Raw genomic sequence first — 18669 nt, forward strand, 5'->3', positions numbered from 1 at the left:
CTTGATTCGTCAGTCAACAAAAACCGCGCTGCAAAACCGCGCAAACACTCAACAGGGGAGAATTCCATGAACGAACAACTCGAACATATGGCGGGCCGGGTCACCGCCGGCAAGATGACCCGCCGCGAATTCATGGGCAAGGCCGCCGCACTGGGCGTGTCGGCCGCCGTGGCCAGCTCGATCTTTGCGCAGGCCGCCCAGGCCGCCGGCCCGAAAAAGGGCGGTGTGGTCAAGATCGGTTCGGTCGGCGGTGAATCGACCAACTCGCTCGACCCGGCGACCTATGCCAGCCAGGTGCCCTATCACAACGGCCGCCAGTTCGGCGACACGCTGGTCGAAGTGGCCTCGGATGGCTCGATCGAGCACCGCCTGGCCGAAAGCGTCGAGGCCAGCGCCGACGCCAAGACCTGGACCTTCAAGCTGCGTCAGGGCGTCGAATTCCACAACGGCAAGACGATGACCTCTGAAGACGTGCTGAAGACCATGCAGCGCCATTCCAACGAGGATTCGAAATCGGGCGCGCTGGGCATCATGAAGGGCATCGAGTCGATGAAGGCCGATGGCGAGTACTTCTCGGTCACCCTGACCGACGCCAACGCCGACCTGCCCTATCTGATGGCCGACTATCACCTGATCATCCAGCCCGATGGCGGCATGGACAATCCGGGCGCGGGCATCGGCACCGGCCCCTATCAGGTCGAGGTGAACGAACCCGGCGTGCGCCACGCCTACAAGAAATTCGCCAATTACTGGGGCGATGACGCGCATTTCGACGGGGTCGAAGTGCTGGTGATCAACGATGCCACCGCCCGGACCGCCGCGTTGCAGTCGGGCCAGGTGCACATGATCAACCGGGTCGAACCCAAGGTGGCGAGCCTGCTTGACCGCGCGCCGAACCTGACAGTGCAATCCACCCCCGGCCGCGGCCACTATGTCTTCATCATGCATGTGGACAAGGCGCCGTTTGACAACAAGGACCTGCGCCTGGCGCTGAAATACGCCATCAACCGCGAGGAGATGGTCGAAAAGATCCTGCGCGGCTATGGCTCGGTGGGCAACGACATGCCGATCAACGCGGCCTATCCGCTGTTCGACAGCGCGATCCCGCAACGCGAGTTCGATCTGGCCAAGGCGGCCGAGCACTACAAGGCTTCCGGCCACGACGGCTCGCCCATCATCCTGCGTACCGCCGATGGCGCCTTCCCGGGTGCCGTGGACGCAGCTGCGCTGTTCCAGCAGACCGCGGCCCAGGCCGGCATTCCGCTGGAAATCAAGCGCGAGCCCAATGACGGCTACTGGTCCGAAGTCTGGAACGTGCAGCCCTTCTGCGCCTCGTATTGGGGTGGCCGTCCGGTGCAGGACCAGATGTATTCGACCGCCTATCTGTCGACCGCAGACTGGAACGACACCAAGTTCAAGAACGCCGATTTCGACGCCATGCTGATGGCCGCCCGCTCCGAGCTGGATCCGGCCAAGCGCAAGGAAATCTACTCGAAGATGGGCATGCTGCTGCGGGATGAGGGCGGCCTGATCTGCCCGATGTTCAACGATTTCGTCGATGCGGTCAGCAACACCCTGTCGGGCTGGGAAACCGACCCGAACGGCGAGCTGATGAACGGTCAGGTGACCCGCAAACTGTGGTTCTCGTGAGCCGCCGGGACACGCAGATATGCACCCCGTCGTGAAACTTGTGTCCCAGCGCCTTGCGCTGGGACTCATGCTCCTCTTTGGCGCTTCGGCCCTGATATTCGGCCTGACCGAAGCCCTTCCCGGAGACGCCGCGCAAGCCGTCCTGGGACAGTCCGCAACCCCCGAGTCCCTGGCGAACCTTCGCGAGGAAATGGGCCTCGACCGTCCCGCGCTGACGCGCTACTTCGAATGGCTGGGCGGCATTCTGCAAGGTGATCTGGGCAAATCGCTGACCAACAAGCTCGACATTGCCGAATCGGTCGGCAGCCGTCTGGGCAACACGCTATTCCTCGCCTTCTGGGCCGCCATCGTATCGGTGCCCATGGCGATTTTCCTGGGTCTGCTGGCTGTGCGCTATCGCAACCGCTGGCCCGACAAGGTGATCTCGGCGGTAACGCTGACCACAATTTCCATCCCCGAATTCCTGATCGGCTACGTTCTGGTCTATTTCGTCGCGGTGAAACTGGGCATGTTCTCTCCCCTCGCGATGATCAATGAAAGCATGAGCCTGGGGCAGAAGCTGAACGCCATCGCCCTGCCGGTGATCGTGCTGACCATGGTGGTTCTGGCCCATATGATGCGGATGACCCGCGCCGCCATCCTGAACGTGATGCAATCGGCCTATATCGAGACTGCCGAGCTGAAGGGGCTGACCAACTTCAAGATCATCTATCGCCACGCCTTTCCCAATGCGATCGCACCGATCGTCAACGTGGTGATGTTAAACCTCGCCTATCTGGTGGTGGGCGTCGTGGTGGTCGAGGTGGTGTTCGTCTATCCCGGCATGGGGCAGTATCTGGTCGATCACGTGACCAAGCGTGACGTGCCGGTGGTGCTGGCCTGCGGGGTCATCTTTGCCGCGATCTATATCGGTCTGAACATGGTCGCCGATATCGTTGCCATTCTGGCCAACCCCAGACTGAGGCACCCGAAATGAAGAATATTCCAATTTCCGCCGCCATCGGCCTGGTCCTGACGGCGTTGTATTTCATCGGGGCGATCTTTGCCCCGCTGCTGGCCCCCTATGGCATGGCCGAGGTCGTTGGCGATGTTTGGGAGCCGTCGAGCAGTGAATACCTGCTGGGCACCGACAATATCGGCCGCGACCTGCTGAGCCGGATGATCTATGGCGGGCGCACGACGATCTTCGTCGCCACGATGGCCACCATCCTCAGCTTTACCACCGGGTCTATCCTGGGCTTTCTGGCCGCCGTGCTGGGCGGCTGGGCCGATCAGGTGATGTCGCGCACGGTCGACCTGATCATGTCGATCCCCTCGCTGATCACCGCGCTGGTGGTGCTGGCCATGGTGCCGGTGACCATTCCGGTGCTGATCCTGGTGATGGGCTTTCTCGACGCCACCCGCGTCTATCGTCTGGCCCGCGCCGTGGCGGTCGACATCAACGTGATGGATTATGTCGAGGCCGCCAAGCTGCGCGGCGAAGGCCGCGCCTGGGTCATCTTTCGCGAGATCCTGCCCAACGCCCTGTCACCGCTGGTGGCCGAGCTTGGCCTGCGCTTCATCTTCATGGTGCTGTTCATCTCGACCCTGTCCTTCCTGGGCCTGGGCGTACAACCGCCGCTGGCCGATTGGGGTGGCATCGTGAAAGAGAACAAGGACGGCATCGTCTATGGCATCGGCGCGGCGCTTTATCCGGCCGTGGCCATCGCCACCCTGGCCATCTCGGTCAACCTGGTGGCCGACTGGGTGCTGAACCGCACCACATCGCTGAAAGGAGGCCGGGGATGAGCGAACCGCTTCTCAAGGTCCGTGGCCTCAAGATCGGCGCGACCGTCTATCCGCCGGGCGAAAAGCCTCATGACATCGAGATCGTGCACGGGGTCGATTTCGACCTCGAGCGCGGCAAGGTACTGGGGCTGATCGGTGAATCCGGGGCCGGCAAATCGACCATCGGGCTGGCCTCGATGGCCTATGGCCGCGGCGGTGTGAAAATCACCGGCGGCGAGGTCTGGGTCAACGGGCGCGACATCCTCAAGACCTCGCTCAAGGATATCCGCGGCCTGCGCGGCGGCGAGGTCACCTATGTCAGCCAATCGGCGGCAGCCTCGTTCAACCCGGCCAAGAAGATCATGGAACAGGTGATCGAAGCGGCGGTGGAACAGAAGAAGTTCTCCAAGCCGGAGGCCGAGGCGCGCGCGCGCGCCCTGTTTGCCAAGCTGGGCCTGCCCGATCCCGACAATATCGGCGAGCGCTATCCGCATCAGGTCTCGGGCGGGCAGTTGCAGCGCTGCATGACAGCGCTGGCGCTGTGTCCGGAGCCTGATCTGGTGGTGTTCGACGAGCCCACCACTGCGTTGGACGTGACCACCCAGATCGACGTGCTGATGGCGATCAAGGAGGCGATCCGCGATACCGGCGTTGGTGCGCTTTACATCACCCACGATCTGGCGGTGGTTGCGCAGGTAAGCGACGACATCATGGTGCTGCGGATGGGCGACATGGTCGAGTATGGCGAGACCGACCAGATCATCAACCGCCCGCAGGAAGAGTATACGCAGGCGCTGGTCTCGGTTCGTTCGATCGAGCATGAAGAGAAGAAGCCGACGCCCGACCCGGTGCTGTCTGTCAAGGGTATCTCGGCACGCTACAGGGGGCTGGCCTTTGACGTGCTGCATGACGTCACCGTCGACCTGCATCCCGGCCAGACCCTGGCCGTGGTGGGTGAAAGCGGCTCGGGCAAGTCGACGCTGGCGCGCGTGATCACCGGCCTGTTGCCGCCGCGAGAGGGCGAGATCAATTTCGCCGGACGCAAGCTCAGCCGCGATCTGGCGGGGCGTTCGCGCGAGGACCTGCGCGAGTTGCAGATGATCTATCAGATGGCCGACACGGCGATGAACCCGCGTCAGACCGTGGGCACCATCATTGGCCGGCCGCTGGAGTTCTATTTCGGCCTGCGCGGCGCCGAAAAGCGCAAGCGTATCATCGAGTTGCTGGACGAGATCGAGATGGGCGAGAAGTTCATCGACCGCTATCCGGCGGAACTCTCAGGCGGTCAGAAACAGCGTGTCTGCATCGCCCGCTCGCTGGCGGCCAAGCCCAGGATGATCATCTGTGACGAGGTGACCAGCGCGCTTGACCCGCTGGTGGCCGACGGCATCCTGAAGCTGTTGCTCGACCTGCAAAAGATCGAGGATGTGGCCTATCTGTTCATCACTCACGATCTGGCGACGGTGCGGGCGATCTCGGATTCCATCGCGGTGATGTATCAGGGTCGGGTGGTCCGCTACGGACCCAAGAGCCAGGTGCTGAGCCCGCCGTTCGACGACTATACCGACCTGTTGCTCAGTTCGGTGCCCGAGATGCGTCTGGGCTGGCTGGAAGAGGTGGTCGCCCATCGCAAGATGGAAAGCGCCGGCAACTGATGCCCTCTCCCTCTCCGCACATGCGGCGGAGAGGGAACGCGCTGTTCAAAAGGTCAGCTTGATCCCGCCGATGACCGTGTGCGAGCGCACCCCGTTCACCGCGGTGACAGTGGGCATGATCAGCGGCACGAACCCATCGTTGAACATGTATTCCGCGCCGATCGTCAGATGCGGGTTCAACGCCATCTCCATCCCCAGAACGACCTGATCCATCTTGCGCCAGGCAGTGCCCTTGGCACCCTGGATGCCACGACTGGCGGCCAGAGAATAGGTCACCGGCTTGCCCAGCACGCTGGCGCGATAGCGCCCCTGCACCGTGGTGGCGTTGACGCTGTGACCTGTGGCGGGCCAGACTTCTTCGGTCTGGGTGAATTCCGCCATCAGGTCGAAATTGCTGCCGCTCAGCGTGGCATTCACGTTATAGGCGCCGTTCCAGCTGCGGTTGATGCCGGTGCCTGGCGGGTGATGCGCGATGGTGCTGTCATAGATGGTACCGCGCAGGTACCCGGCCCCCAGTTTCAACATCATATCCCCGCGCAGATCAAAGCGATGTGACGCATTGAAGGCGAAATTCTCGTAATCGCCGTTGTTCTTGGGGCTGCTGACCACCCGCAACCCGCGATGCGCCGGCAGCAGTGACAGCGCCAGTTCGGTCCGCTCGGTGACATATCCCAGCTCGATCAGGGGATCGTCGCTCTGCGCCCAGAAATAGTGGCTGCTGTGGGTATGGGTAAACGGCGCATAGCTGGCGAAATTTCCGAAATTCACCGTCTTGCGCCCAATTGCCAGATAGAACGGGCTCTGGTTCAGGTCGCCCAGCGCGATCCAGTACTTGCGCAGCTGCGTCGCGTCCTGTCCGGGATATTCGACCTCGGTATACTCGCCCTGCACAAAGGCGGTGACCCAGGGCAGGGTCAGCGTCGCGTTCAGCGAGGCCTCGTTCACCACGCCATATGTGTCCGAGGTGCCCAGCGTGTGGGTCGGCGGCAGGCGCGACAGGATCGGGAACTTGCCCGTGGTATTGGTGCTTTCGTGGATGACGCTGCCCAGGAAACGACCGCCCAGATACAGGCGGTAATCCTGCAGCGCGCCGCTTTGCCGGGCGCGCAGGGCCAGTACCGTCTTGTTGGTCACATCGTCCTGACGGTCGAACATCCGCGCCGCATAGCCCGCATCGGTCGACACCGCCCCCGGCACGATGTCATAGCGACCGTCCCAGGTTTGCGCCTGCCCGGAACCTGCGGATAAAATTGTTGAAAAACAGACGGCAGATGCCATCGCCAAATGTCTGAACATCGCTTCAAACCCCTCTAATCACACAACAGAAAGTACAGACCCCAAGGACCGGGTATCACAGTACCGTGATCGAACCGTCCCCCTAATCCCCAATCCCGCGCCTCTACCTGTCAGTGTGACGTCAATGTATCGGTTTGGGTCGCGTCCAGAGAGCGCTGGATCCACGCCAAAGGATAGCGTTGGATACCGCCGGAATGCAGAAAGGGAATCGCTCATGGACCGCAAGCTTCTTCTCATCATCCTCGACGGCGTGCCCTATCGGAACTTCCGGCGTTTGTTCGGCAATCTCGAAGGCTGGGTGCAGAGCGGCGAGGCGCGGGTGTGGAAACTCCGCGCGGTGCTGCCCTCGATCTCGGCCAGCTGCTATGCCTCGATCCATACCGGGGTCACCCCGCAGGAACATGGCTGTACCGGCAATGGCAATGTGTTCCGCCTGTCGCACAAGGATATCTTCAGCCAGGTGCGCGCGGGCGGTGGTGTCACCGGCGCGGTCACCCACAGTTTCTGGTCGCAGTTCTTCAACCGTCACCCGTTCGACTACGTGCGCGACGTGGAATATGACGAGCCTGAAAGCGACACGATCAACCATGGTCGGTTCCACACCATGACCGGCTATGGCCATGACAACCAGATGACGCCCTCGGATGTGGACCTGTTCGCAACGCTCACCAATCTTTGCCTGCGCTTCGGGCTGAGTTACGGCATCCTGCACACCTGCACGCTGGACAGCATGGGGCACCGGTTCTTTCACGACTGTACCGAGATGGACCATGCCTGTTTCGTGATGGACGAGATGCTGGCCCCCTTCATCCCGCGCTGGCGGCAGTTGGGCTATGACGTGATCGTCACCGCCGATCACGGCCAGGACGAGCGTGGCCATCACGGCGGTCGCCACCCGCTGCAGCAGGAGACCGCGCTTTACTACTTCGGCGATGCCGAGGGGCCGGACCCCGAGACGGTGATCGACCAGCTGCAACTGGCGCCCACGATCCTGGACCGCCTTGGCGCGCCGATTGCCGAGACAATGAAGGCCGGGTCTTTCCTGACCTAACAGGGCGTGGCAGGCTGGCGGTGTTTCGATCAACCGCTTTGCACACGGAGATATCGCGATGCGCCGCCTGCTGCTGGCCCTGTTGCTTGCCCTGCCCCTGCCCGCCCTGGCCGATGACGGCTGTCACGACCTGTGGTTCACCCGCAATCTGATCATGGATCGGGCCGGGTATTGTTTCGGCTCGACGCTGGGTCAGGCAGCGTTCGACAATCGCGGCTGTATCGGCAAATCCGTCAGCCTAGGCGCCGCCGAACAGCGGCTGGTCGCACACATCCGCGCGCTGGAGCAAAGCCATGGATGCCGGGTGAATACCGGTCAGACCTGGTTGGATCTGGATGACGTGTTCTGGCGGCGCCAACTATGGGTCCTGCCTGTACGCGATGAGTTCGAAAGTGCCTGTCTGGGCTGGCTGGGGCCGGTGATCGCATTACGCGCCGGACCGGGCCATGGCACCGCGCAGATCGGCCAGATCCTGCCCGGTGACACCGTCGGCTATGCCCACATCCCGGTCGACGGCTGGACCTATGTCACCGCCCACGCCCCGGATTGGCAGGTCAAGAGCGGCGGCTGGCTAGACCTCTCGATCCCCGAGCAATGCCGGGATTTCGCGGGCTGAGCCTAATCGTAGGGCCAGAGCCCCTGTCCCAGCGCCTCGATCGCCAGGGTGATCCGCTCGAAACTGTCGGCGGCGCGGGTGACACTGGAGCGCGCCCGCAGATAGCCATGCACCAGCCCCTCTTCGTTGATCCAGGCGGCGCGGCCCCCGGCGGCGGCGATGGCGGCGCAATAGTCGCGGCCATCGTCGCGCAGCGGGTCGCAATCGGCGGTCACCGCAACAGTGGGCGGCAGGCCCGAGAAATCGCTGTCCGACAGCGGCGCCCAGGTGGAATCGCCCGCGGGCACAGGCCCATCGAAACGCACGGACTGGTAAAAGGCCACATCCGCCGTGCTCAGCATCGGCGCCTCGGCATGTTCGCGGTACGAGGGCGCCTCGGGCCGGGCCGACAGCAGCGGATAGATCAGCACCTGCCCCCAGATCTCGCGGCGCTGACCGCGCAGGCGATGCGTCACCGCGGCCATCAGATTGCCGCCGGCGCTGTCACCGGCCAGCACGATGGGATCGCCGAACTCGGTCTCGGCCCACCCCACGGCCGTCAGGCAATCGTCCAGCTGCACCGGGTGGTGATGTTCCGGGCAGAGCCGGTAATCAACCGCCACCACGCGATAGCCGGTGCTGGCACAAATCTCGGCGCAGACATCGTCATGGCTGTCGAGCCCACCCAGCACAAAGCCACCGCCATGGGCATAGACCACGGTGCGGGTGGGCTGTCCGGCCCAATAGAGCCGGACCGGGACGCCATTGGCGTCGCGATCCACGGCCTGCACCCCCTTGGGCCTGCCCGCATGAAAGGCGCGGCACATGGCGTCATAGACCTGCCGCTGCGCCGCGATGCTCAACCCGGTGGCGTCCTCGGGATAGCTTTCAGAGGTGCGCCGGATAAAGGCCCATGTCTCAGCGTCGATCAGCCGGTCATATGCCACCAGTTGCGCGGCCTCGCTCACTCTGCCCACTCCCAGGGCCGGGTATAGGCGCCCAGCACTTTGGCCACCTCATCCTCGGTGGCGCCATGTGCGGCAAGCTGCGCCACCAGCCCGCGTTTCTTGTCGTCGATGACCGACACCACCCGCGCGGCCAGGCCCGCCTCGGTCAGGGCGCCATTATAGACGCGGGTGATTGCGTTCTTGCGCAGGTCGGGCTTGAACACCTTGCCCACGGCGGTCTTGGGCAGTTCCGGCAAGATGGTCATATGCTTGGGATGGGCGGCGCGTTCATGCACATGCACCTTGCAATGTTCCAGCAGCTCGGCCTCGGTCACCTTGCCGCCCTCGACCAGTTCGACAAAGGCGCAAGGCACCTCGCCCGCATGGGCATCCGGCTGGCCGATGGCACCGGCGAAGGCCACCGCCGGGTGGCCCAGCAGCGCCTCTTCAATCTCGGCGGGATCGATATTGTGACCGCCGCGAATGATCAGATCCTTGGCCCGGCCGGTGATCCACAGATAGCCATCCGCGTCAAAGCGGCCCAGATCACCGGTGCGCAGATGGGTTCCGTAATAGTAGAGGTCCTTGTTCTTGTCCTCTTCGGTATAGGTATTGCCGGCATAGACGCCCGGGTTCGAGATGCAGATTTCGCCGATCTCGTCCACCGCGCATTCGACGGGGCCGTCGGGCGTGCCCTTGATGATCTTCACATCCGAATAGGGGAACGGAATGCCGATCGAGCCGATCTTCTTCTCGCCGTCCACCGGGTTGCAGGACACCAGGCAGGTTGCCTCGGTCAGGCCGTAGCCCTCGACGATGGTGACGCCGGTCGCCTTTTCAAAGCGGCGGAACAGTTCCACCGGCAGCGGCGCCGATCCCGAAAACGCGGTCTTGACGCTCGAGATATCGGCATCGACCGGGCGCTGCATCTTGGCCGAAATGGCGGTAGGCACCGTGATGATGAATGTCACCTTCCAGCGCTCGATCAGTTTCCAGAAATTGTCGAACACACCGTCGCCGCGATAGCCGGCGGGGGTCGGGAACACCACATGCGCGCCCGAGGACACCGCCGCCATCACGATCACGTGGCAGGCAAACACGTGGAACAGCGGCAGCGGACACATGATAGTGTCCTCTTCGTTGAACAGCAGTGTATGGCCCAGCCAGCCGTTATAGATCATGCCGGAGTATTTGTGTTGCGCCACCTTGGGCATGCCGGTGGTGCCACCGGTGTGGAAATAGCAGGCCACCCGGTCACCGGTGGAATCGGCGAAGGTCAGCTCGGTCGGCTGCTTGCGCATCTCGCGGTTGAAGCTGAGGTAATCGGCATGGGCCAGATGTTCCTTGTCCGCCATCTTGGGGCGCACCAGCGGCACGATCCAGGATTTCGGCGGCGTCAGATAGCGGTTCAGATCAACCTCCAGCACCGTATTCACATGCGGGGCGTGGCGCACCGCCTCGGCCACCTTCTGCGCGATATCGGTCTTGGGGAAGGGTTTCAGCGTGACCACCACCTTGGCATTGGTCTCGCGCAGGATCGCGGCGATCTGCTCGGGTTCGAGCAGCGGGTTGATCGGATTGACGATCCCCGCCACGGCACCGGCCAGCATGGTGATCAGCGTCTCGCTGGTATTGGGCAGCACATAGGCCACCACATCGTTTTCGCCGATGCCTAGGCTGCGGAACAGATTGGCGGTCTGGTTGACCTTGGACAGCAGCTGCGACCAGGTCAGGGTTTCGGCCTTGTCCGTGGGCCCCGAGAGCAGCTGATAGCTCATCGCCTTGTGCCCCGGGAACCGGGTGGCTGTCCGCGTCAGCAGCTGGTGCAGCGTGGCGGGAACGTCCCGCGCCTCCCACGGCATTTCGTTTTCGACACGTGCGCGGTCTTCGAGCCCGGCAAACGGCATGAGCAATCCTCCCCAAAGGCCCGTTACCCGGGCCATTCCATCCTTGTTCCCAAGATGCGAAGAAACGCATCCCGGCGCAAGCTGGCGCTTAGCGCGATGCACCCTGGAAAGCGCCCGTGACGCAACGGCGGATGACAGGTGACGTTACGACCCGGGCTCCGGCCGGGCGACAAGAAAGGGGCAACCCGATGGGCTGCCCCTTCCCTCCCCGCCCAGTGAGTGGTGTCAGTCTTGCGGGATACGCAGCATCTGGCCGGGATAAATCTTGTCGGGATGGCTGAGCATCGGGCGATTGGCCTCGAAAATCTCGGCATAACGGCTGCCCTTGCCCAGCGTCTTTTCGGCAATCGCCCACAGGGTGTCGCCCTTGGCCACGGTGTGAAAGACCGGCTCGCCGCCACCGCCGGTGGTCTGGTCGTCGACCGCGCCCACGCCTTCGACATTGCCGACCGCCAGGATGATCTTTTCCTTCAGCTCATCGCTGGCCGCCGCGCCTTCAAGCCTGACGGTATCGCCCTCGACCGAGATCTCGACACCGCTGGCATCCAGACCCAGATCCGCGATCTCCTTTTGCAGCGCCTCGACCTGCGGCTCTTCCTCGCCGCCGCCAAAGAGTTTCTTGCCGCTATCCTTCACAAAGCTCCACAGACCCATGCCGGTTCTCCTTCGGTTCCATCTGGCGCCGAAGATGCCCCTGCTGCTTGGCCCGGATAAGGGGAATTATTCGGCCGCCAAACCATCGGTGAACTGAAGCCGTGCCAGCCGGGCATATAGCCCGCCGCCCGCGACCAGCTCGTCATGGGTGCCCTGAGCGACGATGCGGCCCGCTTCCAGCACCACGATGCGGTCGGCCTTTTTCACTGTCGCCAGCCGGTGCGCCACGATCAGCGTGGTGCGATCGGCGCTCAACCGTTCAACCGCCTGCTGCACGGCGCGCTCGCTTTCGGCATCAAGCGCCGAGGTCGCCTCGTCCAGGAGCAGCACCGGCGCGTCGCGCAGGATGGCGCGGGCGATGGCGATACGCTGTTTCTGACCGCCCGACAGCATCACCCCGCGCTCGCCGACGAAACTGTCATAGCCTTCGGGCAGGGCCGCGATGAACTCATGCGCGGCAGCGGCGCGGGCGGCCTCCTCAACCTCGGCATCGCTGGCCGAAGGCCGGCCAAAGCGGATGTTCTCGCGCGCCGAGGCCGCGAAGATCACCGGGTCCTGCGGCACCAGCGCGATGTGGCGGCGGAAATCGGCGCGTGAGAGCGTGGTCAGATCCTGCCCATCGAGCAGCACCCGGCCCGATTGCGGATCATAGAACCGCTGAATCAGCTGGATCACCGTGGTCTTGCCCGCGCCCGAAGGCCCGACAAAGGCCACTGTCTCGCCCGGCCGCACGGTCAGGCTCATGCCGTCAAGCGCCACCTGATCGGGCCGCGCCGGATAGCGGAAGGTCACGTTGTCAAAGGCGATCTCGCCCTGCACCGGCAGCGCCAGCGCGGCGGGCTGCACGGGGTCGTTGACGGAATCGGCGGCATTCAACAGCTCGACAAGACGCTCGGTCGCGCCTGCGGCGCGCTGCAACTCGCTCCAGATCTCGGAGAGTGCCGCCACCGCGCCCGCCATGATCACCGAATAGATCACGAACTGGATCAGCGTGCCCTCGGTCATCACTCCGGCACGCACGTCGTTGGCGCCCATCCAGAGCACCCCGACGATGCCCGAGAAGACAAGGAAGATCACGATCACCGTCAGCACCGCGCGCGTGGCGATGCGGCGGCGCGAGACGTCATAGGCGGTCTCGGTCACCTCGGCGAACGCGGCGCGGCTGGCGGTCTCGTTGGTATAGGATTGAACGGTCTGCACCGCGCTCAGCGCCTCGCTCGCATTACCGGAACTGGCCGCGATCCAGTCCTGGTTCTCGCGGCTGATGGCGCGCAGGCGGCGGCCCAGCACAAGGATCGGCACCAGCACCGCAGGCACCAGAAGCAGCACCAGCCCCGTCAACTTGGCCGAGGTCAACAGCATCAGCACCAGACCGCCCGCAAACAGCAGCATGTTGCGCAGCGCGATCGAGGCCGAGGAGCCCAGCACCGACTGGATCAGTGTGGTGTCGGTGGTGATCCGGCTCAAGACCTCGCCGGTCATGATGCGCTCGTAGAATTCCGGACTCATGCCGATCACCCGGTCGAACACCGCCTTGCGGATATCGGCCACCACGCGTTCGCCCAGCCGGGTGACCAGCGCGTAACGGATGCCGGTGCCCAGCGCCAACACCGCAGCAATGCCCAGCGCGGCCAGGAAATAGACATCCAGCAGGTCGCCATTCTCGATGCGGAAATTATCGACCACCCGGCGCACCGCCAGCGGCAGGGCCAGCGACATGCTCGCCGTCAGCACCAGTGCCATCAGCGCGCCCGCCATCAGCGCCTTGTAGGGCATCATGAACGGCCAGAGCGCGGACAGAACGCCAACCTTCTTCGAGCCTGCGCGCTCTTCGCTGGCGACGGGGGAGGTGGGTCTGCGTGCCATTGGTTGCGATATCCTGCCTTGGGTCCGGATGCGCCCGGCAACCCGGGCTAGGTCCAGCTTCATGGCCGCGCGATCCATCAGGGTCAAGCAATCAGCGCGCACGGACCCCTCAAAAAGGTCCAAATGACGCAACCGGGCAGATAAGTCAGGGCTGATGCGTTGGAGCGGGCGGCGGGAATCGAACCCGCTTCATCAGCTTGGAAGGCTGAGGTAATAGCCAGTATACGACGCCCGCTCAGCAAGGGGATAGCTATGACATGCTCCCGGTGGCGTCAAGGCCCGGATTGAGCGGTTTCGCCCGCCGACATCCGGCCCGGATACACGAGTGAATTGATGGTACGGGCGGCCGGATTTGAACCGGCACGGCCTATACGGCCCAGGCATTTTAAGTGCCATGTGTCTACCATTCCACCACGCCCGCAACTCGTGAATCCGGAAGGGGAGGCCGGCATTGCTGCCGGCCGTCAGGTCCAGGTGGAACTCGATAACAAACTCTGGAAAAACAGCAAGGCAAACGCCCTGAAACTCGTAAGAAACTCTAACCAACCACCGGCCCCAACCGGATCCTCCTCCCTCTAAGCAGATAGCGGGCCAATCTCAATGTGACGCAGATCACGACGGGCGAAAAAAATGGATTTTTTCGGCCTTCAGATGTCTTTTCCCTTGGGTTCCAGGGGGCCGCCGGGGGCAACAAGACCACGTTCCGGCAGCCAGGGGTTAAGCTCAAGCGCCTGGTTCAGAACCGAACGGGCCTCGTCGATCCGCCCCAACCCCATCAGTGTCAGCGCCCGCCCACTCATCGCCGCGACATGGTTTGGCGACAGGGCCAGCGCCCGGTCGAGGTCGATCAGCGCGGCGGCAAAATCCTGGCGCAGAAAATTGGCAAAGGCGCGCTGATTATAGCCCTCGGCATAATCGGGGCAGTAGGCGACCAGCCGGTCGAACTCACTCAAGGCCCCCAGCAGATCCCACGCGCGCCGCCGCGACATGCCATTGTCTAGGATTGCCTGCGCCGCCTCGTCCGGCGCATCGGCCCAGATTTCCCACATCCGGTTCGAGATGGTCCGTGCCTGCATCTCGTTGGGTGCGGCGCGGATATCCTCGATCAGATGTGCGATCCGCTCCGAATGGTCGGGGGCGGTGGGACAATCCGACGCCAGCGCGGCGCCGGGAGCGAGCAGGAAACAGGCAAGGGCAAGATGTCTCATGCGCCAATGCTGACGCAAACGGGGTTTGGGTCAAGTAACGCTTTCGAGCGCGCCCAGCATCCCGGGCTCCTTCACCGCCTCCATCGCAACAAAGGTTGAGGTGCTGGACACATGCGGCAGCGACGAAATCCGCTCGGCCAGAACCGCGCGATACTCCGTCATCGAGCGGGTGCGCACCTTGAGCAGATAGTCGAAATTCGACGCGATCATATGGGCCTGCTCGACTTCGCCGATCCGGCGCACCGCCGCGTTGAACTCGGCCAGCGCCTTTTCCCGGGTATCGCTCAGCCGCACCTCGACAAAGGCCACGTGATCCAGGCCCAGCCGGATCGGATCGACCAGCGCCCGGTAACCCGTGATGATGCCGGTGGCCTCTAGCCGCTTCAACCGCGCCTGGGTGGGCGTTTTCGACAATCCGATTCGCCGCGCCAGATCGGCGACCGAGATGCGCCCGTCGCCGGCCAGCTGGTTCAGAATCGCTCGGTCGTAGCGATCCAGGTCAGGAAGGTCCATTTGCACCAGTGTATCCCCTCTCTTTGGTTTATTCGCCTATGGCTTGGCAGTTTTCAGGCGAAAATACCTGCCCTTTCAAAGTATCTTACGCCAACTGAACCGGAGGCACCATGACCCACGCCCTGCGCACCCATATCGACAGCCAGACCTATGCCGATCAATCCGCCCTGCTCGACCAGTTGGTCGCGCAAGCCGCCCTGTCCGAGGTCGACCGCGCCGCCATCTGCGCCGCCGCCGCCGGGCTGGTGCGCGATATCCGCTCCAGCACCGCGCCGGGGCTGATGGAGGTGTTTCTCGCCGAATATGGCCTGTCGACCGACGAGGGCATCGCCCTGATGTGCCTGGCCGAGGCACTGCTGCGTGTGCCCGATGCCGACACGATCGACGCGCTGATCGAGGACAAGATCGCGCCCTCGGACTGGGGCAAGCATCTGGGTCATTCCTCCTCCTCGCTGGTGAATGCCTCGACCTGGGCGCTGATGCTGACGGGCAAGGTGCTGGACGAGCGCAAGGCAAGCCCGGTGGGCGCGCTGCGTGGCGCCATCAAACGGCTGGGCGAACCGGTAATCCGTACCGCAGTATCCCGCGCGATGAAGGAGATGGGCCGCCAGTTCGTGCTGGGCGAAACCATCCAGTCGGCGATGAAACGCGCCTCGGGCATGGAGGCCAAGGGATATACCTATTCCTATGACATGCTGGGCGAGGCCGCGCGCACCGAGGCCGACGCCGCGCGGTATCACCTGAGCTATTCGCGCGCCATTGCCGCGATTGCCGAGGCCTGTACCCATGGCGATATCCGCGCCAATCCGGGTATCTCGGTCAAGCTGTCGGCGCTGCATCCGCGTTACGAGCTGGCACAGGACGCCCGGGTGATGGACGAACTGGTGCCGCGCCTGCGCGCGCTAGCGCTGCTCGCCAAGGCAGCCGGCATGGGGCTGAACGTGGATGCCGAAGAGGCCGACCGGCTGTCGCTCTCGCTGCAGGTGATCGAAGCGGTGATGGCCGAACCCGCACTGAAAGGCTGGGACGGGTTCGGCATCGTGGTACAGGCCTATGGACCGCGCGCCGGTCTGGTGATCGACACGCTTTACGAGATGGCCCAGCGCCACGATCGCAAGCTGATGGTGCGGCTGGTCAAGGGCGCCTATTGGGATACCGAGGTCAAGCGCGCCCAGGTCGAAGGCGTCGACGGCTTCCCGGTCTTCACCCAGAAGTCCGCGACCGACGTGTCCTATATCGCCAATGCGCGCAAACTGCTGAGCATGACCGACCGGATCTATCCGCAGTTCGCCACCCATAACGCCCATACCGTGGCCGCGATCCTGCATATGGCCAAGGACGGCCAGCCCTATGAATTCCAACGCCTGCATGGCATGGGCGAGACGCTGCATAACCTGGTGCTGACCGCCAACAAGACCCGCTGCCGCATCTATGCGCCGGTGGGGGCACATCGTGACCTGCTGGCCTATCTGGTGCGGCGCCTGCTGGAGAACGGCGCCAACAGCTCATTCGTCAACCAGATCGTGGACGAGAATGTACCGCCCGAGGTGGTCGCCGCCGATCCGTTCGAGACGGTGAAGGCACCAGCCAAGCCGCTCAAGCGCGGCCCGGAGCTGTTTGCGCCCGAACGCCCGAACTCGATGGGCTTTGACCTCGGCCACCAACCCACGCTGGATGCGATCGACGCGGCACGCGATCCGTTCCGCAGCCATCGCTGGCAGGCCGGGCCGCTGCTGGCCGAGGAGGCCTCGCCCGAGGCCGAGGAGGCCGTGGTCAACCCCGCCGACCCGCATGATGTGCCCGGCAGCGTGGCCCCCGCAAGTGCGGCGGATGCCGAACTGTCGCTGGCCCGCGCCCAGCCCTGGCAAGCCCCGGCAGCCGAGCGCGCCGCCGTACTGAACCGCGCCGCCGACCTTTACGAGGCGCATTATGGCGAGCTTTTTGCGCTGCTGCATCGCGAGGCGGGCAAGACCCTGCCTGACGCGGTGGCCGAGCTGCGCGAGGCGGTGGATTTCCTGCGCTATTACGCCGCCAATATCCCCGACGCGGCGTCTGCGGGCATCTTTACCTGTATCAGCCCGTGGAACTTTCCGCTGGCCATCTTCTCGGGCCAGATCGCGGCGGCGCTGGCCACCGGCAACGCGGTGCTGGCCAAGCCCGCGCCGCAGACCCCTCTGATCGCCCATCGCGCGGTGCAGTTGCTGCACGAGGCCGGAGTGCCGCGCGATGCGCTGCAACTCTTGCCGGGTGGTCCGGCGGTGGGTGCGGCGCTGACCTCGGACCCGCGGGTTTCCGGCGTGGCCTTCACCGGCTCGACCGCGACGGCGCAGAAAATCCGCGCCGCCATGGCCGCGAACATGCGCCCGGGCACGCCGCTGATCGCGGAGACCGGCGGGCTCAATGCGATGATCGTCGATTCCACCGCGCTGCCGGAACAGGCGGTGCAGGCGGTGATCGAAAGCGCCTTCCAGTCGGCAGGCCAGCGCTGTTCGGCGCTGCGCTGCCTCTACCTGCAGGAGGATATCGCCGAGGACGTGCTGACCATGCTCAAGGGCGCGATGGATGCGCTGAACCTGGGCAACCCCTGGGCGCTGTCGACCGACAGCGGCCCGGTAATCGACGAGGCCGCGCGCAAGATCATCACAGACCACGTTGCGGGTGCCCGTGCCGAGGGACGGGTCCTGAAGGAACTGGCGCTGCCGCCCGAGGGCACATTCGTAGCCCCCACCCTGATCAAGGTTGCGGGCATCGGCGCGCTCGAGCGCGAGATATTCGGCCCCGTGCTGCATGTGGCCACCTTCCGCTCGAACGAGCTGGACCAGGTGATCGCGGCGATCAACGCCACCGGCTATGGCCTGACCTTTGGCCTGCAAACCCGGATCGACGACCGGGTGCAGCATGTGACCGAGGCGGTGCATGCGGGCAATATCTATGTCAACCGCAACCAGATCGGCGCCATCGTCGGCAGCCAGCCCTTTGGCGGCGAGGGCCTGTCGGGCACCGGGCCCAAGGCGGGCGGGCCGAATTACATGGCGCGGTTCTGTGCGCCGGACCGGCAGCAGGCAGCGGCCGACTGGGCCGCGCCCATGGCCACCCTGCCCCGTGCGACCGGCACGCCCGCGCCAGTGCGGGTGCAGAGCCTGCCCGGCCCAACCGGAGAATCGAACCGGCTGAGCGAGATGGCGCGCCCACCGCTCCTGTGCCTTGGCCCGACGGCCGCGACGGTTGCCACGCAAGCGCAGGCGGTCGAGGCGCTGGGCGGAACCGCCATCCGCGCCACCGGCGCGCTGGCAGCGGAGGCGCTGGAGACAGTCGAGGGCATCTCGGGCGTGATCTGGTGGGGTGACGAAGAGACCGCGCGTGCCTATGAGCTGGCGCTATCGCGCAGGTCCGGTCCGATCCTGCCGCTGATCCCCGGCCTGCCCGACGGTGCCCGGGTGCTGGCCGAACGCCATGTCTGCGTCGACACCACCGCTGCGGGCGGCAATGCCGCGCTGCTCGGCGGTATGGGCTGAGAAAGGGCGCGCTCCCGCCTGCCGCCGGATCTTGCGATCCGCGGC

14 protein-coding genes and 2 tRNA genes are annotated in these 18669 nt (G+C 64.3%); 7 read left to right on the plus strand and 9 right to left on the minus strand.

Annotated elements, in window-relative coordinates; genetic code table 11:
* Positions 1-66: 66 nt before the first annotated feature.
* The 4 genes from SPO_RS15185 to SPO_RS15200 are packed head-to-tail and all read left to right on the plus strand — an operon-like array spanning position 67 to position 5072.
* Complete coding sequence (locus tag SPO_RS15185) at positions 67-1650, plus strand: ABC transporter substrate-binding protein (RefSeq protein ID WP_044028622.1); 1584 nt, start codon at positions 67-69, stop codon at positions 1648-1650.
* 19 nt (positions 1651-1669) lie between these two features.
* A complete protein-coding gene (locus SPO_RS15190) occupies positions 1670-2626 on the plus strand; it encodes an ABC transporter permease (protein ID WP_011048692.1) in 957 nt (318 codons plus the stop codon).
* Entirely contained in the window at positions 2623-3438 is an 816-nt protein-coding gene (locus SPO_RS15195; RefSeq protein ID WP_011048693.1) for an ABC transporter permease, read from the plus strand. Before SPO_RS15190 ends, SPO_RS15195 begins: the two co-directional genes overlap by 4 nt.
* Positions 3435-5072 (plus strand): ABC transporter ATP-binding protein, encoded by a 1638-nt coding sequence (locus SPO_RS15200; RefSeq protein WP_011048694.1) that lies wholly within the window; start codon positions 3435-3437, stop codon positions 5070-5072. The genes SPO_RS15195 and SPO_RS15200 overlap by 4 nt, the downstream gene beginning before the upstream one ends.
* A 45-nt stretch (positions 5073-5117) precedes the next feature.
* Here the strand turns inward: SPO_RS15200 and SPO_RS15205 are convergent, their stop codons facing one another.
* A complete protein-coding gene (locus SPO_RS15205; RefSeq protein ID WP_230981745.1) occupies positions 5118-6350 on the minus strand; it encodes a hypothetical protein in 1233 nt (410 codons plus the stop codon).
* A gap of 232 nt (positions 6351-6582) precedes the next feature.
* On the opposite strand from SPO_RS15205, the gene SPO_RS15210 reads away from it, so the two are divergent.
* Together SPO_RS15210 and SPO_RS15215 are read left to right on the plus strand one after the other, a co-directional pair.
* On the plus strand, positions 6583-7419 hold the full coding sequence (locus SPO_RS15210) for an alkaline phosphatase family protein (RefSeq protein WP_044028625.1): 837 nt from the start codon (positions 6583-6585) through the stop codon (positions 7417-7419).
* Between the two features lie 58 nt (positions 7420-7477).
* On the plus strand, positions 7478-8035 hold the full coding sequence (locus SPO_RS15215) for a DUF4453 domain-containing protein (RefSeq protein ID WP_011048697.1): 558 nt from the start codon (positions 7478-7480) through the stop codon (positions 8033-8035).
* Between the two features lie 2 nt (positions 8036-8037).
* Here the strand turns inward: SPO_RS15215 and SPO_RS15220 are convergent, their stop codons facing one another.
* The 8 genes from SPO_RS15220 to SPO_RS15255 form a co-directional block, all read right to left on the minus strand.
* The gene (locus tag SPO_RS15220; RefSeq protein WP_011048698.1) at positions 8038-8961 is read right to left on the minus strand and encodes an alpha/beta hydrolase; all 924 of its coding nucleotides are present in this window, start codon (positions 8959-8961) and stop codon (positions 8038-8040) included.
* A gap of 17 nt (positions 8962-8978) precedes the next feature.
* On the minus strand, positions 8979-10868 hold the full coding sequence (locus SPO_RS15225) for an acyl-CoA synthetase (protein WP_030003249.1): 1890 nt from the start codon (positions 10866-10868) through the stop codon (positions 8979-8981).
* A gap of 225 nt (positions 10869-11093) precedes the next feature.
* Positions 11094-11522, minus strand: coding sequence for a peptidoglycan-binding protein LysM (gene lysM / locus SPO_RS15230; RefSeq protein ID WP_011048700.1), 429 nt, complete (start codon positions 11520-11522; stop codon positions 11094-11096).
* Between the two features lie 66 nt (positions 11523-11588).
* Positions 11589-13388 (minus strand): ABC transporter transmembrane domain-containing protein, encoded by a 1800-nt coding sequence (locus tag SPO_RS15235; protein ID WP_044028627.1) that lies wholly within the window; start codon positions 13386-13388, stop codon positions 11589-11591.
* Positions 13389-13548: 160 nt separating this feature from the next.
* Positions 13549-13623, minus strand: a tRNA-Gly gene (locus SPO_RS15240).
* Positions 13624-13722: 99 nt separating this feature from the next.
* Positions 13723-13809: transfer RNA gene (locus SPO_RS15245), tRNA-Leu, on the minus strand.
* A gap of 226 nt (positions 13810-14035) precedes the next feature.
* Positions 14036-14596 (minus strand): tetratricopeptide repeat protein, encoded by a 561-nt coding sequence (locus SPO_RS15250; protein WP_051420392.1) that lies wholly within the window; start codon positions 14594-14596, stop codon positions 14036-14038.
* Positions 14597-14626: 30 nt separating this feature from the next.
* Positions 14627-15109: an Lrp/AsnC family transcriptional regulator gene (locus SPO_RS15255; protein ID WP_044028629.1), complete on the minus strand. Its 483-nt coding sequence runs from the start codon at positions 15107-15109 to the stop codon at positions 14627-14629.
* Between the two features lie 110 nt (positions 15110-15219).
* On the opposite strand from SPO_RS15255, the gene putA reads away from it, so the two are divergent.
* The gene (putA, locus tag SPO_RS15260) at positions 15220-18624 is read left to right on the plus strand and encodes a bifunctional proline dehydrogenase/L-glutamate gamma-semialdehyde dehydrogenase PutA (protein ID WP_011048704.1); all 3405 of its coding nucleotides are present in this window, start codon (positions 15220-15222) and stop codon (positions 18622-18624) included.
* The last annotated feature ends 45 nt before the right edge of the window (positions 18625-18669 follow it).

It is taken from the genome of Ruegeria pomeroyi DSS-3, assembly GCF_000011965.2.
GTDB classification, from domain to species: Bacteria; Pseudomonadota; Alphaproteobacteria; order Rhodobacterales; family Rhodobacteraceae; genus Ruegeria_B; species Ruegeria_B pomeroyi.